This window comes from Stenotrophomonas sp. SAU14A_NAIMI4_8 (assembly GCF_003086695.1).
Taxonomy (GTDB): Bacteria; Pseudomonadota; Gammaproteobacteria; order Xanthomonadales; family Xanthomonadaceae; genus Stenotrophomonas.
The window spans coordinates 805,666-820,686 of record NZ_CP025999.1 but is presented as its reverse complement, the minus strand read 5'-3'; the positions used below and the strand labels follow the sequence as shown (position 1 = coordinate 820,686).

Annotated in this window: 15 protein-coding genes; 8 read left to right on the top strand and 7 right to left on the bottom strand. The window is 67.4% G+C overall.

Annotation, left to right across the window (positions count from 1 at the left end; genetic code table 11):
• The first annotated feature begins 32 nt into the window (after window positions 1-32).
• The 3 genes from ahcY (at window position 33) to C1930_RS03560 (ending at window position 4,657) form a co-directional block, all read left to right on the top strand.
• The gene (gene ahcY, locus C1930_RS03570) at window positions 33-1,493 is read left to right on the top strand and encodes an adenosylhomocysteinase (RefSeq protein ID WP_108755433.1); all 1,461 of its coding nucleotides are present in this window, start codon (window positions 33-35) and stop codon (window positions 1,491-1,493) included.
• A 984-nt stretch (window positions 1,494-2,477) separates the two neighbouring features.
• Window positions 2,478-3,245: a lysozyme inhibitor LprI family protein gene (locus tag C1930_RS03565; RefSeq protein ID WP_234412734.1), complete on the top strand. Its 768-nt coding sequence runs from the start codon at window positions 2,478-2,480 to the stop codon at window positions 3,243-3,245.
• A gap of 50 nt (window positions 3,246-3,295) precedes the next feature.
• Entirely contained in the window at window positions 3,296-4,657 is a 1,362-nt protein-coding gene (locus C1930_RS03560; protein ID WP_234412733.1) for a peptidoglycan-binding domain-containing protein, read from the top strand.
• Window positions 4,658-4,718: 61 nt separating this feature from the next.
• Here C1930_RS03560 and C1930_RS03555 read toward each other — a convergent pair whose 3' ends face one another.
• A complete protein-coding gene (locus tag C1930_RS03555; protein ID WP_108771108.1) occupies window positions 4,719-5,561 on the bottom strand; it encodes a tetratricopeptide repeat protein in 843 nt (280 codons plus the stop codon).
• Between the two features lie 96 nt (window positions 5,562-5,657).
• Between C1930_RS03555 and ybaK the strand changes: the two genes are divergently transcribed.
• Entirely contained in the window at window positions 5,658-6,131 is a 474-nt protein-coding gene (ybaK, locus tag C1930_RS03550) for a Cys-tRNA(Pro) deacylase (RefSeq protein ID WP_108755429.1), read from the top strand.
• A complete protein-coding gene (locus C1930_RS03545) occupies window positions 6,131-6,625 on the top strand; it encodes a hypothetical protein (RefSeq protein WP_108771107.1) in 495 nt (164 codons plus the stop codon). The genes ybaK and C1930_RS03545 overlap by 1 nt, the downstream gene beginning before the upstream one ends.
• Before the next feature lie 5 nt (window positions 6,626-6,630).
• On the opposite strand, the gene C1930_RS03540 is transcribed toward C1930_RS03545, so the two are convergent.
• On the bottom strand, window positions 6,631-7,275 hold the full coding sequence (locus tag C1930_RS03540; RefSeq protein WP_159093536.1) for an energy transducer TonB: 645 nt from the start codon (window positions 7,273-7,275) through the stop codon (window positions 6,631-6,633).
• Window positions 7,276-7,355: 80 nt separating this feature from the next.
• On the bottom strand, window positions 7,356-7,913 hold the full coding sequence (locus tag C1930_RS03535) for a DUF3228 family protein (protein WP_108752191.1): 558 nt from the start codon (window positions 7,911-7,913) through the stop codon (window positions 7,356-7,358).
• A 135-nt stretch (window positions 7,914-8,048) separates the two neighbouring features.
• Here C1930_RS03535 and C1930_RS03530 point away from each other — a divergent pair, with 135 nt between their 5' ends.
• Window positions 8,049-9,572: an amidohydrolase family protein gene (locus tag C1930_RS03530; protein WP_108771105.1), complete on the top strand. Its 1,524-nt coding sequence runs from the start codon at window positions 8,049-8,051 to the stop codon at window positions 9,570-9,572.
• Between the two features lie 20 nt (window positions 9,573-9,592).
• Here C1930_RS03530 and C1930_RS03525 read toward each other — a convergent pair whose 3' ends face one another.
• Genes C1930_RS03525 through C1930_RS03515 form a run of 3 tightly spaced genes read right to left on the bottom strand, consistent with a single transcriptional unit; the run spans window position 9,593 to window position 12,288 of the window.
• Complete coding sequence (locus C1930_RS03525; protein WP_108755424.1) at window positions 9,593-10,324, bottom strand: LytTR family DNA-binding domain-containing protein; 732 nt, start codon at window positions 10,322-10,324, stop codon at window positions 9,593-9,595.
• Window positions 10,321-11,367 carry a histidine kinase gene (locus C1930_RS03520; RefSeq protein ID WP_108771104.1) on the bottom strand — a complete coding sequence of 349 codons (1,047 nt, stop codon included), beginning with the start codon at window positions 11,365-11,367 and terminating at the stop codon, window positions 10,321-10,323. Before C1930_RS03520 ends, C1930_RS03525 begins: the two co-directional genes overlap by 4 nt.
• 24 nt (window positions 11,368-11,391) lie before the next feature.
• Entirely contained in the window at window positions 11,392-12,288 is an 897-nt protein-coding gene (locus C1930_RS03515) for an alpha/beta hydrolase (protein ID WP_234412731.1), read from the bottom strand.
• Between the two features lie 200 nt (window positions 12,289-12,488).
• Between C1930_RS03515 and metF the strand changes: the two genes are divergently transcribed.
• Both metF and C1930_RS03505 read left to right on the top strand, forming a co-directional pair.
• Window positions 12,489-13,316, top strand: a complete 828-nt coding sequence (gene metF / locus C1930_RS03510; protein WP_108748541.1) for a methylenetetrahydrofolate reductase [NAD(P)H] — start codon at window positions 12,489-12,491, stop codon at window positions 13,314-13,316.
• 40 nt (window positions 13,317-13,356) lie between these two features.
• Window positions 13,357-13,938 (top strand): DUF4124 domain-containing protein, encoded by a 582-nt coding sequence (locus C1930_RS03505; RefSeq protein ID WP_108771103.1) that lies wholly within the window; start codon window positions 13,357-13,359, stop codon window positions 13,936-13,938.
• 120 nt (window positions 13,939-14,058) lie between these two features.
• On the opposite strand, the gene C1930_RS03500 is transcribed toward C1930_RS03505, so the two are convergent.
• Entirely contained in the window at window positions 14,059-15,015 is a 957-nt protein-coding gene (locus C1930_RS03500) for a Nudix family hydrolase (protein WP_108755421.1), read from the bottom strand.
• Window positions 15,016-15,021: the final 6 nt, after the last annotated feature.

The following is a 15,021-nucleotide window of genomic DNA, read 5'->3' as shown; positions in this document are numbered from 1 at the left end:
AGCATCTGCTCGTCCACAACCGGAGCTACTGCATGAACGCTGTTGCCAAGTCCTTCTCCACCGAAGGCGACTACAAGATCCGCGACATCACCCTGGCCGACTGGGGCCGCAAGGAACTGGACATCGCCGAGCATGAAATGCCGGGCCTGATGTCGATCCGCCGCAAGCACGCCACCAGCCTGCCGCTGAAGGGCGTGCGCGTGACCGGTTCGCTGCACATGACCATCCAGACCGCGGTGCTGATCGAAACCCTGAAGGACATCGGCGCCGACGTGCGCTGGGCTTCGTGCAACATCTTCTCCACCCAGGACCACGCCGCCGCGGCCATCGCCGCCACCGGCACCCCGGTGTTCGCCTGGAAGGGCGAAACCCTGGAAGAGTACTGGGACTGCACCCTGGACGCGCTGACCTTCACCCTGGCCGACGGCACCCTGACCGGCCCGGAACTGGTGGTGGACGACGGCGGTGACGTGACCCTGCTGATCCACAAGGGCTACGAGCTGGAAAACGGCAGCGACTGGGTCAACACCGCTTCGTCCTCGCACGAAGAACAGGTCATCAAGAACCTGCTCAAGCGCGTTGCCACCGAGCGCCCGGGTTACTGGGGCCGCGTGGTGAAGGACTGGAAGGGCGTCTCCGAAGAGACCACCACCGGCGTGCACCGCCTGTACCAGCTGGCCCAGGCCGGCACCCTGCTGATCCCGGCGATCAACGTCAACGACTCGGTCACCAAGAGCAAGTTCGACAACCTGTACGGCTGCCGTGAATCGCTGGCCGACGGCCTGAAGCGCGCGATGGACGTGATGCTGGCCGGCAAGGTCGCCGTGGTCTGCGGCTACGGCGACGTGGGCAAGGGCTGCGCCGCCTCGCTGCGTGCCTACGGTGCGCGCGTGATCGTCACCGAGATCGACCCGATCTGCGCCCTGCAGGCGGCGATGGAAGGCTACGAAGTCAACACCATCGAATCGACCCTGGGCCGTGCCGACCTGTACGTCACCACCACCGGCAACAAGGACATCATCCGCATCGAGCACCTGAGCGCGATGAAGGACCAGGCCATCGTCTGCAACATCGGCCACTTCGACAACGAGATCCAGGTCGATGCGCTGGTGGCGTTCCCGGGCGTGAAGCACGTGAACATCAAGCCGCAGGTGGACAAGTACATCTTCCCGGCATCTGACGGAAGTGCTGGCAATGCGATCTTCCTGCTGGCCGAAGGCCGCCTGGTGAACCTGGGCTGCGCCACCGGCCACCCGAGCTTCGTCATGTCCAACTCGTTCGCCAACCAGACCCTGGCCCAGATCGACCTGTGGGCCAACAAGGACAGCTACGAGAAGAAGGTCTACCTGCTGCCCAAGCACCTGGACGAAGAAGTGGCCCGCCTGCACCTGGAAAAGATCGGTGTGAAGCTGACCACCCTGACCCAGGAACAGGCCGACTACATCGGCGTGCCGGTGCAGGGCCCGTTCAAGCCGGACCACTACCGCTACTGATCATGCCGGGGTCGGATCCCTTTCCGCAGGAAAGGGCTCTGACCCCCAACGACGCACACAGAACGGGCGCCTTTGGGCGCCCGCTCTGTTTTTCCGGTCGACCGCCAATGACCCCATCCACGCATGGCGTGGATCTACTGCTGCGGGGTCGGATCCCTTTCCGCAGGAAAGGGCTCTGACCCCCAACGACGCACACAGAACGGGCGCCTTTGGGCGCCCGTTTTGTTTTTCCGGTCGATCGCCAATGACCCCATCCACGCATGGCGTGGATCTACTGCTGCGGGGTCGGATCCCTTTCCGCAGGAAAGGGCTCTGACCCCCAACGACGCACACAGAACGGGCGCCTTTGGGCGCCCGCTCTGTTTTTCCGGTCGACCGCCAATGACCCCATCCACGCATGGCGTGGATCTACTGCTGCGGGGTCGGATCCCTTTCCGCAGGAAAGGGCTCTGACCCCCAACGACGCACACAGAACGGGCGCCTTTGGGCGCCCGCTCTGTTTTTCCGGTCGACCGCCAATGACCCCATCCACGCATGGCGTGGATCTACTGCTGCGGGGTCGGATCCCTTTCCGCAGGAAAGGGCTCTGACCCCCAACGATGCACACAGAACGGGCGCCTTTGGGCGCCCGTTTTGTTTTTCCGGTCGACCGCCAATGACCCCATCCACGCATGGCGTGGATCTACTGCTGCGGGGTCGGATCCCTTTCCGCAGGAAAGGGCTCTGACCCCCAACGACGCACACAGAACGGGCGCCTTTGGGCGCCCGTTCTGCGTTCCGCGCGCCCTGTCACAGAGCCCTACGAAGTCGCTTGCTACGCTTTCCCCCCCTGCGGCCCCCGCCGCAGGTGTTCCAGTGCCCAGCCCGCTCCGTGCGGACGCCACGGCGCCCCCCGTTCCATGGTTCGCCCCATGCCTGCCGCCCGCAGGTCATGCGCCAGGACGCAGACATCAAAGGATCGACATGCAGCGCAGCAGTGAACGTATGACCCGGGCCCTGAAGCCCCTGATGACCCTGTGCTGGGTGGCCCTGCTGGCCGCCTGCACCCCACCGTCCAGCGACGCCCAGGCCACCGCCCCGGCAACGGCCAGCGAAGCGGCCGGTGCCGATGGCAAGGGCGCCACCGCCCCGGCTGCGGCCCCTGCAGGCAGTACCGCCTGTGCCGATGGCGCATCGCCGGCGCAGACCCTGATCTGCAAGGATCCGGCCCTGACCGCCCTGGACGCGGACCTGGGCAAGGCCCTGGCCACCGCACAGGCCACCCTGGACAGTGCGGGCCAGACCAGGCTGCAGGCCGAGCAGCAGCGCTGGGTCCAGCACACGCGCGACCTGTGCGGCGACGCACAGTGCCTGCAGCAGGTGTTCGCCGACCGCATCCAGGTGCTGACCGCCACCCGTGACGGCCTGGTCGACCAGGACGCCTGCGAAACGCCCGACGGCCAGAAGCAGTGCGTGGACACGCTGGTCCTGCGCGACCCCAACAGCCAGCTGGCAGCCTTCAATACGCTGCTGGGCGAAAACGGCCAGGAAGGCCGCCTGCTGGGCTGCAGCGCCGCCACCAACATGGGCGGCGGCCCCAACGCCCTGCTGGCGGCCAACTGCACCCAGGAAACCACCGCCGGCAAGCGCAACGTGCAGCTGTGCAGCAACCAGATGGTGGGCCAGTTCGCGCTGGAGCCGGCACCGGCCGCCTACGGCACCCAGGCCACCCGCCAGCTGCTCGGCTTCACCCAGCAGCACTGCGCCGGCTGAGATCCGCCGGGCGCGCCCGGCTCTTTTTCCCTCTTTGAAGGACCATGACCATGGCAACGGATTCCACGCTTACCCGCGAACAGCTGTCCACGCTGTTCCTCAACACCGAGCTGGGCGGCAACACCCGCCACCTGGACCACTTCGCATACGCGCAGAAGGGCGCCAGCACCTACTCGTTCGGGCTGGTGCAGTTCGACGTCGGCGGCAACCCGCAGGCCCGGCGCTTCCTGCGCGACAACGGCTTCACCGCCGGTGACATCGAACTGCTGTCGCAGCAGGGCGGGCTGAGCACCCAGCAGCTGGCGGCGCTCGACGCCAAGCTGCAGGCCATTCCGCAGGCGAAGATGGACGAGCTCACCAACGCCAAGCTGGACAGCGCCATCGAGCGCGTCGACGACGCCATCGCCAAGGTGCGTGCCACCAACCCGGCCGCCGCCGATGCCATCGCGGCCAACCCGGAACTGCAGCTGGCCATGGCCGACTACGACAACCAGTTCGGCAGCATGGGCCCGCAGTTCATCAACTATCTGGCCGGCAACGCGGAAAAGCTGCAGGGCGGCACCATCCAGGCCGGCAATCCGCCGACCCGCGGCGACGTGCAGAACTTCGTCGATGCCACCAAGTACGGCATCCAGGCGCCGGGCGCCGTGGCCAGCCGCGATGAGCGCTTCGACCGGGCCATGACCCAGATCGGCATCACTCCCACCCATGCCCCCTCGCACGGTTCGCCCGGAACGCCTGCCGGCAACGGCGTGCTGGTCAACGGCAGCAAGGGCGATGAGGTGCAGGCCATGCAGCAGAAGCTGTCGGATCTGGGCTACCTGGGCAAGGACGGCAAGCCGCTGGTGGCCGATGGCGATTTCGGCCCCGGCACCCTGGAAGCGGTCAAGCAGTTCCAGCGCGACCACCAGCTCACTGTCGACGGCAAGGCGGGCGGCGACACGCTGGGCGCGCTGGATGCAGCCACCCAGCAGCACGCGCAGGCGGCCGAACAGGAACGCGCAGCGGCCGAACCGACCATGGCCAGCCCGGGCCACGCCGACAACCCGCGTTACCAGCAGGTCGTGGAAAAGCTGGAAGCGCTGGAAGACCAGCGCCGCCAGGGCGGTCTGTCGCCGCTGTTCAATGACCGCAACCAGCTCGAGAACGCTGCTGGCCAGGTGGCTTACGAGTCCAAGGTGGCCGGCATGAGCCAAGTCGACACCGTGCTGGCGCGACCGGACAACCAGGGCGTGTTCGCGGTGCAGGGCCAGCTCGGCGATCCCGCCATGCACCGCACCTACGTCGACCTGTCGCAGGCGGTGAACCAGAACCTGCAGGACAGCACGCGGCAGAGCCAGGCACTGGACAACGAACTGTCGCAGCGGCAGACCCAGGAACAGATGCAGACCCAGCAGTCGATGTCGCGCTGATTCCGCGTAACAGGGTCGGATACCTTCCCAGCGGAAAGGGCTCCGACCCCATGGTCTGGATCTACATGCGCTGCCGGTCATCGTGCAGCGCAGTCTGGCACCGTTCGGCGAAGTCGTGCCGCCAGGCCTCCAGGTCGAAGCCTTCGCGCTGCTGGAAGGAAACAGTCTCGCTGCTCAACACGTAGCAGCGGTTCTGGCTCACACGCAGTGCCGCCAGCGTGTCGCCCGCCTGCCAGCACTGATCAATGCACGCCTGCATCAGCGCATAGTCCGGGTTGGTCTTGGCGCCACCGAAGCCGAATCCCATCTGCTGGGCCATCACCAGCACAGGATCGCCACCTGCATCGGCTGCACGCAGGATACGCAGCACACCGGGCTCGGGAATGCCGAACGCCCAGTTCGCCAAAGTGGCGGCACGTGCCGCTGCCACGGCCTCCGCATGCCGGCCCAGGCGCATCTGCTGCCCTGCAAGCATCGCCCACGCGCGCTGCAGTTCCGGAAAGCGGCTGCAGGCATCTTCCAGCAGCCCGATTGCCTGGGCCGGCTCAGCGGCCTGCACATGCAGCTGCGCGCGCTCGATCAAGGGCAATGGCGATTCCGCATCCGGAGCCGCGTGCCCATGCGGCGCCCCGCCCCCATCGTCCTCTTCCTCCGCGCCACCGGCATCCAGCCACTGCGCGAAGACATCCAGCGAGGAATGGCGGAAGACCATGCGCCCTTCGTCATGGAACATTTCGCAGACCACGGGCGACTCAGCCTCGCGACCCAGTGGCCAGTACAGACCGAACTGATCACCGTTGCCCAGCGCACCTTCGGCGATCGGCCAGAATCCCTGCGGTGGGTAGGGCCCCGCGCACGGCTCGCTATCCAGGGTCAGGCCATGAAGCAGGTGCGGTGCGCGCATGATGAGATTCCAGACGGTGTGCAGCGCGCATTATCGCAGGGGCCCACCAGTAGCCTCGGTCAAGGCAGGCCCGCGCCTGCGCGCTACGATGCACGCATGACCCCCGCCATCAATCTGCTCAAGCGCGAGAAGATCGCCCACACCGTGCGCAGCTACGTGCACGATGCCCACGCCGCCTCCTATGGCAGCGAAGCCGTGGAAAAGCTCGGCCTGGACCCGGCGCAGGTGTTCAAGACCCTGCTGGCCAGCACCGAAACCCACGAGCTGCTGGTGGCCATCGTGCCGGTGGCCGGCCAGCTGGACCTGAAGGCGCTGGCCGAAGCCGCGGGCTGCAAGAAGTGCGAAATGGCCACTGCCGATGCCGCACAGCGCGCGACCGGCTATCTGGTCGGTGGCATCAGCCCGCTGGGGCAGAAGAAGCGCCTGCGTACCTTCCTCGATGCCAGTGCGGAACCGCTGCACACGCTGCACGTCAGCGCCGGCCGTCGAGGCCTGGAAGTGGAACTGGCACCGCGCGATCTGCTGCAGCTCACCGGCGGACACTTCGCCGCCATCGGCAGGGCGCGCTGATGCGCTGGCCCTGGTCTGCCTCGCCAGCACCCGCTCTCGACCATGCCCAGGCGCAGGCGCTGCTGCAGGACCTGTTGTCAGGCGACGGCGAACGCATCACCGACGCCGCGCGTACGCTCGCCCGCCTGTTCGATGCCGCGTCGCTGGATGCGCTGGCACCGCATGCGGCGTTGATCGAGCAGCGCAGCGCGGGCATTGCGCTGGGCGGCATGCTGGTCAGCAACCAGGCGCACCTGAAGGCGGCGCTGCAGCGGCTGCGTTACTGGCAGGCGGGCGCCGGCTGCCTGTGTGCACTCAACCCCGGCTATCCGTTCTTCGACCCTCGTCGCCTGATCGAACACGGGCAGATGCAGCTGCTGTCGCTGGGCGCTGCGGAGGATGGCTGGGGCGACTGCCACAGCGTCGCCTGCACCCACTGCGGCCAGCACTGGCAGGCCATCGATCGCGAGTATCACTACCCGTGGTGGGAGTGGAAGACCGCCGCCCAGCCCTGAACGGATCAGTTGAGTTTGAAGTCAACCGTATCGCGCACCAGGCTCATGGAAGCGGGTTTTCCCGGTGCCTCGTATTCATAGCGCCATGCACGGGCATGCTTGAGCGCGGCCTCATCCAACAGCGGGTAACCCGTGGACCGGGCCACGATGATCGCCTGCGGCTTGCCCTGCGCATCCAGTAGAAGCGTCAGCTCGACGCGCCCCTCCTGCTGCTCGCGAATGGCGGCAGGGGGATAGAACGGTATCGAAACCGGCTGACGTTTGTGCCAGCCCCTGCCTGTGGAAATCAACGGCGTGCTGGATGACAACGGGCAGCGCGCGGGCAGCTGCAGCGCCAAGCGCACCGGTGATGTTTCACCCACGGAGATGGCCGGCGCGCCGCAGGCGATGACCGACACCGCCTGCAACATTGCCTGCTGGCGTGCCAGCGCGGCTGCGTCAGCGGCGTCGGCATGGATGGTGCACCGCCCTGCTTCCGCCTGGGACCGCAGCGCGTCAACGCCGGCATCGCGAATCGCGGTCACCTCGGACAAGCCGCCGCAGGCCGCCCCTGCCTCGTATCGTGCCGCCGAACCGTCACAGGCTGCCAATAGCGCCAAAACGCACAGCGCAATCGGCATCCATGTGCGAACCATCCTGTTGTGTTCCATGTTGTGCTCCATGCGTTCAACCGACGACATGGTAGCGCCCCCGCCGTCCTTGCCACGTTCACCTTGCGGCAGGCATCCCCCTACGGCCGCCAGTTGGCGTTGTTTTCCCAGAATTCCACCGAACGCCGGTACGCCTCGCGGTCCAGCGGCACGCCGGAACCGCCCTCCTCCACGCCCAGCGCATTGCGCATCATGGTGATCGGGGCCATCGGCACCTCTTCTGGTTCGGCGGTGTAGATGCAGCCGACGATGCCCCAGTCGGCTTCGATCGGCGAGCCTTCCTTCGCCAGCTGCTCGGCGCTGTACAGGATCACCACCAGGTAGTTCGCGCGCGGCGATTCCACGCCCTCGAACCAGCGCACCAGTACCGGCAGCTCCTCGCGGTTGCGCGCTTCATAGCCGCTGCGCAGCAGGTGCCGGTTGGCATCAGTGACCGGCACGGTCAGGCAGCGCGTGCTGGTCCAGTTCTCGTAGACGAACAGTTTGCAGAACGGCGCATAGCCATCCAGCACCTTGAACGGCGCGTGCGCGTTCAGGTGCGCCTGGAACTGCTCGGCGCTGACGTCCTGGATGGTGTTGCCACGCGGCACGCGCGGGAACAGGCGGGGACGGGCGAATTCGGTGAGGACGATGGACATGGTGTGGTGGCAGCAGAAGGTCCAGCACAGAGTAACCTCCGCGGCCCGGCCGAGGGGCCGCGAACCGAAGGTCACTGGCGCCAGGGCCGCCATTGTCGCACCCTGCCGGTGACCTCCTGCAAGGATCGCCGGCTCATGGAAGCAGCACGCGCATTGTCCTCCTCCCCTCGCCGCCGCTGGAAGCGATTGGCCTTGGTATTCACCGCCAGCCTGGCAACGCCTCCCTTGCTGTTCGCCGCCGCATTGTTCTGGCCACTGCAGGCGCCGCCGAAGCCTGAAGCCGGCAACAGCCGTGTGATCGTGAATGTGCGGGTGCTGGACGTGGTGAACGGACAGGCCAGCGAGCCCACCACGGTGACGGTACGCGAAGGCCGCATCGCTGCCATTGGCGATGCGACCACGGATCCCGCGCTACCGGTGCTTGATGCCGGCGGCCGTTGGTTGTCGCCGGGATTCTGGGACATGCATACCCACGCCTTGCAGTTGTCGCCCCAGCTTCAATTCCCACTGATGGTGGCCAACGGCATCACCGGCACACGCGACATGATGGATTGCCCGCAGCGCACTGATCCATTGATCGCCTGCGTGGCCGACAAGCGCCGCTGGACCGCCCAGGCCATTGCAGGGCAGCAGGTCGCGCCCCGCTTCGTGCAGGTGGCCAGCTTCTACTTCGAAGACCCCGCGATGCGGGCCGATGAAGCGGTGCGCCGCGCACGCGAATACGATGCCCGCGGCATCGATGCACTGAAGGTCTATAACCGGTTGCGCGCGGATACCTACCAACAGCTGGCTGTCGAGGCACAGCGCCTGCAGCGTCCGCTGGTCGGCCACCTGCCCAAGGCGGTCCAGTTGCAGGATGCGCTGCAGGCCGGCCAGCGAAGCTTCGAACATGCGCATGTATTTGCCCGCCACTGCTTCGCCAATGCCACGCAATGGCGCGAAGGCAAGCTCGATGGTGAGGATCCAACGGCGCTGGCCGAGCAGATGGTCGCAGGTCACCAGTCCGCAGTCTGCGAGGAAGCGTTCGCGCTGATACACGCCAGTGGTGCCGTGTTCGTGCCCACCCATGTCACCCGCGAGGAAGATGCGCGCGCCCGTGATCCGGCCTTCATCAACGACCCTCGTCTGGCCTATCTGGATCCATTGTCGCGCTGGGCCTGGCGCGATGATCTTCAGGCTACTGCCGCACGTTATCCCGGCCGCCGTGGCGATGCCGCACTGCAGGCCTACTTCCGCCATGGCCTTGCGTTGACCGGCGCCGCCCATCGCGCTGGCGTGCAGGTACTGGTCGGCACCGACACTGGCCTGGGAGGATTCCGCTACCACGATGAACTGCAATGGCTGCAGCAGGCCGGCCTGGGCCAGGCCGATGTGTTGCGCGCGGCCACACTGCAGGCCGCGCGTCACTTGGAACTTCAGTCCGTGCACGGCAGTGTGGCGGTAGGCAAAGCCGCCGACCTGGTGCTGCTCGACGGCAATCCCCTGCAGGACATCCGCAATACCCGCCGCATCCATGCGGTGCTGCTCGCAGGCCATCTTTACGACCGCCCGCGCCTGGATGCGCTGCTGGACCATGCGCGCACGCAGGCACGTTCTCCGGCGGTGATGGCGAGGCTGCTCTGGGGCTTCCTCACCAGTCCAGTCAGTGCAGAGTTATGAGTGCGTGTCGGAGCTTCCGCTTACAGCGCCATCCGCTCCCGCAGTTCCCGCGCCTGCCGCCGTGATACTTCCACTTCGCTGCCATCATCCAGTGCCAGGTCGTAACCATCACCCACGCTGGGTGTCACCGCGCGGATGCGGCGCAGGTTCACCAGCGTGTTGCGGTTGGCACGGAAGAACATGTCGGGTGGCAGCCGTGCTTCCAGCGCACTCAGGCTGCGACTGAGCAGAGCGTTCTCGCCGCGGAACCACAGGCGGGTGTAGTTGCCATCCACAACAAGGCGGCGGATCTCGCTGACCGCCACGAACCAGCAACGCTCGCCGTCGCGCACGAACACCTGGTCATGCGCACCCAGCGTGCCACGCGCCGCCGGCAATTCGGCCTGCATGTCCTCGCGCTGGCGTGCCCGCTGCAATGCTTCCAGCAGTCGCGGCGCCTCGACCGGCTTGACCAGGTAATCCAGCGCGTTGGCCTGGAAGGCGCGCACCGCGTAGGTGTCGTATGCGGTGACGAACACCACTGCCGGCACGCGCTCCAGCCCGTCGAGCACGTCGAAGCCGCTGCCGGAGGGCATCTGCACATCCAGCAGCACCAGGTCCGGTGCCAGCGTGGCGATCGCCTCGCGTGCCGCCGGCACGTCATCGGCCTCGCCCACGCACTGCACCCACGGCCAGGCCGACAACAGCGTGCGCAGTTCCTGCCGCGCCAACCGCGCATCATCGACAATCAATACACGCAGCATGCCACTCATTGCGGAATCTCCAGCACGGCCTGCATACCCTGGCCCACCGGCTGCAGGGTGAAGCGCCCCTGGCTGCCAAGCTGCGCGCGCAGATAGGCCAGGCCGATGCCATGACCATGGATATCGTCGCTGCCGCTGGGCCGTGGGTTGTCCACCTGCAGGCGCAGCACGTCATGGTCCAGCGCGGCATGAATCCGCACCTCGCCACCGCCCGGGCGCTGGGCGATGCCGTGCTTGATCGCGTTTTCCACCAGCAGCTGCAGCGCCATCGCAGGCAGCTGTGCCTGCAGAGCGTCGGCATTGATGTGGCGTTGCACCTGCAGGCGCTGCTCGAAGTGAATGCTTTCAATGGCCAGATAGTCATCAACCACGGCCAGCTCCTCGGACAGGGTGACCTGCTCGCTGCGGTTGTGTGCCAACGCTTGGCGCAACGTGCGCGACAGCCGGGTGACCATGTCGCGCGCGCGGTCGGGGTCTTCCAGGATCAGCGCCCGCAGGTTGTTCAGTGCATTGAACACGAAATGCGGATTGAGCCGCGCACGCAGCGCGTCGCGCTCCAGCGCACTGCGTTCGGCCTCGGCGCGCAGGCGGGCCAGCTCGGCGTGGCGCGCACGGCGCAGGCTGTGCAGGCCGGCCCATGCCGCCGTCCACAGGCCCAGTACCAGCACGGTATTGAGCCAGTAGAGCACGCGCGCGAGTGGGCGGAAATCGGCCGGCCGGCCGGCGAAATCCACCCATCCCAGCGCCAGTGCCGGCTGCAGCACGGCCGTCAGCAGCAGCTGCGCCAGGGCCGCGCCCAGCAACACTGCCAGCGCCAGGCGCACGGCCAGCGCGCCGACCTCCAGCTGCCACCAGTGGCGCGCCACCGCCAGCGCACGCACGGCGCCGCTGACGGCGCACAGCGCAATGGCCAGGCCCACGCTGATCAACGTGCCGCCACTGCTGGCGCCCGCGCCGAAGGCCCCGCTCATGGCCAGACTGAGCAGGCCGAACAGCATCCAGCCGATGCCGTTGATCAGCCAGAAGCGCAGTGTGGAGGTGGGATCAGGCATGGTGGAAACCCAAGGCAGCAAGCATCAGCGGTGGCTGTCCAGGAACGCCTGCACCTGCGCCTGCAGCCACTGCGGATCATCCCACATCAGGAAATGGTGGCCGCTGGCACTCATTTCGATGCGCACATCTGGCAGTGCCGCGTACTGCGTCTGGAAGATCGTGCGCGCCGACGCTTCGGTGGCACCGAATGCCTGGTACGACGCCCACGCACCGAGGACCAGGGTGGGCGAACGGATGCCCGCCACGTCCTGCCGCAGGTCATGCACCAGCAGCGAATACATCGCACCCGCCGTGCTGGCACGGTCGCTGTCGCGGCCCCAGCGCTGCAGTTCCGGCAATCGCGCGGCGACGTTGGTCAGCGGCGCCAGTGCCGCCTCGGCCTGTGCCCGGTAGCTGGCCGCGTCCGCCGCCAGCATGGACGTGCGCATCTGCCCGGCCAGCGCCCGCACGCTCTGCGCAGTGGCCTGCGGGTTCTGCATGCCAGCGTAGAACGGCACCGCGTCCACGATGATCAACGTCCCCAGCGCATCCGGTTCCTGCACGGCCATGGCCAGGGTCAGCACGCCGCCCAGGCTGTGGCCGATCACTGCCGGACGGTGCAGCTTATGGTCGTGCACATAGGCCAGCACCTGATCACGCATGGCCGACAGGAAGTCGTCCGGCAGCGGATCAGCGGGCGCCGCGCCGGCAAAGCCCGGCAGCTGCAGCAGATGGCACTGCACGTCCTTCAGCGCCAGACAGGTCTCGCGCCAGACCTGCGCACTGCTGTTCAGGCCGGGAATCATCAGCAGCGGACGGCCGGTGCCGACGACCTCGACCTGGACGGTGCCACTGGCCGGGGTGGCGGCATGCGCCAGCCCGGGCCCCAGCACCGTCATCGCCACGCCCGTCATCACCAGCCGTGCCAACAGGCTCTTCATTGCACTGCTCCTTCATCGGGCAAAATTGCCACGGCAGCAGCGTGGCGGCGGAGCGGGATTCGCGGTTGCGATTCAGGAGCAACGGCCCGGCAGCCGGGTGAACGGTCGCGCGCGACGGGCCAGTTCTTCACACCCTGCAACTTCGCATCCATCTTGATGGAGCGATATACTCAACCGCACCCGCCGCCATCGCCCGTGCCATGACTGCCATCAGCTTCGAGTTCTACCCGCCCAAGACCGATGAGCAGCGTGGCCAGCTGGACCGTGCCGCCGCCCGGCTGAAGGCCTACGCGCCCGACTATGTGTCCTGCACCTTCGGCGCCGGTGGCTCCACGCTCAGCTACACCTCCGAAACGGTGCGCCACCTCAACCAGCACCATGGCTTCGACGCGGCACCGCACCTGTCCTGCGTGGGCGGCACCCGCCAGGAGATCCGCGAACTGCTGAAGCTGTACCGCGCCATCGGCTGCCGCCGGCTGGTCGCGCTGCGTGGCGACCTGCCCTCGGGCATGGGATTCCCCGGCGACATGCGCTATGCCGCTGAACTGATCGCCTTCATCCGTGCCGAACACGGCGATGCCTTCCACATTGAAGTGGGCGCCTACCCGGAAACCCACCCACAGGCGTCGGATGCGTTGGCCGACCTGCGGCACTTCAAGGCCAAGATCGATGCCGGCGCCGATGCCGCCATCACCCAGTACTTTTTCAACGCCGATGCGTATTTCCACTTCGTGGATGCCGTGCGCAAGCTGGGCGTGACCGTGCCGATCGTGCCGGGCATCATGCCCATCGCCAACTTCAGCCAGCTTCGCCGCTTTTCCGAACAGTGCGGCGCCGAAATCCCGCGCTGGATCAGCCGCAAGATGCAGGCCTACGGCGACGATGCGGAATCGGTGCGGGCGTTCGGTGCCGAAGTGGTCGCCGGGCTGTGCCAGCGCCTGGTGGACGGTGGCGCGCCGGGCCTGCACTTCTACACCCTGAACCTGGCCAAGCCAACGGTGTCGGTGCTGAAGCTGCTGCAGGGCTGATTACGCACAACTTTGTCGGCATCGGCGTTACGCTGGGGCCATGAATCTCGCAATTCCCGCCGTGCTGGCTGTCGTGCTGGCCAGTCTGCCGATGCTGGCCCACGCGCAGGCCACGCGCTTGAACCGCTGCGTCGATGCGCAGGGTCAGAGCGTGTACACCGATCGTCCCTGCGACAGCCTGGGCGCGCGGTCGCGGCAGCCGCCGCCCGCTCCCGCCGGTGCCACCGCGCAGCGCGACACACTGGGTGCGCAGTGCCCGCGCCGGCTGAGCGAGCTGGTGCAGGCGGTGCAGACCGCCGTGGCGACCGGTGATGTGAATCGGCTGTCGTCGCTGTATCTGTGGGGTGCGGTATCCGATGCAGCAGCGCAGCGCATCCTGGGGCAGCTGGAATCCGTCGTGCGGCGCCCGCTTGTGGATGTGGTGCCGGTGTACCCGCAGCAGGTGGTGGATGAGGGTCAGAGCCCTGCGGTGCAGGGATCCGACCCTGAGAGCGCAGAGACGCCTGTGCGCCGGCACCCGGTGGGGCTGCGGCTGGAGCAGACGCTGCCTGGCAGCGCTACGCGCGCGGCCACGGTGGTGGGGTTGCGGCGGCAGTACGGGTGTTTCTGGATCACCCTTTGAGATCGCATCCACGGGTGGGGTCGGATCCGCGCGCAGCGCGGCTCTGACCCTGCCTCAACCTCTGGCAACCTTTGGGGGCAGAGCCGCGCGCAGCGCGGATCCGACCCCTCAGGCGCCCCCTCAGGTGGGCCACAGGCCGCGGATCGCGGCGATGCCCTGTGCACCGTGGCGGCGGGCGTCGGCCACGTGGTGCGGTTCCATCCCGCCCAACGCGTAGATCGGCAACGACACCTGCGCACGCAGCGCAGCGAATCCTTCCCAGCCCAGCGGCGTGGCACCGGGATGGCTGGCAGTGGCCTGCACCGGTCCCAGCACTGCGAAGTCACAGCCCAGCCGCTGCGCAGCCTGCAGCTGGGCCAGGTCGTGGCACGAGGCGGCCACCAGCTGGTCGGCCGGCAAGGGCCGCTCGGCCAGCGCCAGCACCTGCTCACTGCCCAGATGCACCCCGACTCCCAGCGCCGCGGCCAGTTCGATATCGCGGTTGACCAGCCACTGCGGTCCACCGCGACGGAGGAAGCCGATGGCGCTTTCGATCAGCAGTCGGCGCTGCGGGTGCTGCGGTGGCAGGCGCAACTGGATGCGCTGGTGGCCGGCGGCAACCGCCTGCTGCAGCCGCTGCTGCCACTGCTCTGCCAGCGCGTCATCGTCAGCCGGCGCCGGGGTGATCAGGTACTGGTCGGGCTGGCGCAGCGCAGCAACCACTGGCAGATCTGCCGGCGGCATCGAATAGCGGCCCAGCTTGTCCTGGGCTACCCAGGTGATGGCCTGGCCTTCGCGCCCGCGCGGGCTGCCCCTCCAGCTGCGCACATGGCGCACTTCCAGGGTCAGGTGCTTGTCGGGGTAATGCTGCGGCACATCCATCAGCCAGTCGCCGATGTCGGCCTCGATGCCCAGTTCTTCGCGCAGTTCGCGCACCAGCGCCTGGTCGGAGGTTTCACCCGGTTCGCGCTTGCCGCCGGGGAATTCCCACAGCCCGGCCATGTCGCGGTTCTCGGTGCGGCGGTTCAGCAGCACGCGGCCGCGGGCGTCGGTGATGACTGCGGCCACCACATGAATCGATCGTTTCGGGGGAGGCATGGCCAG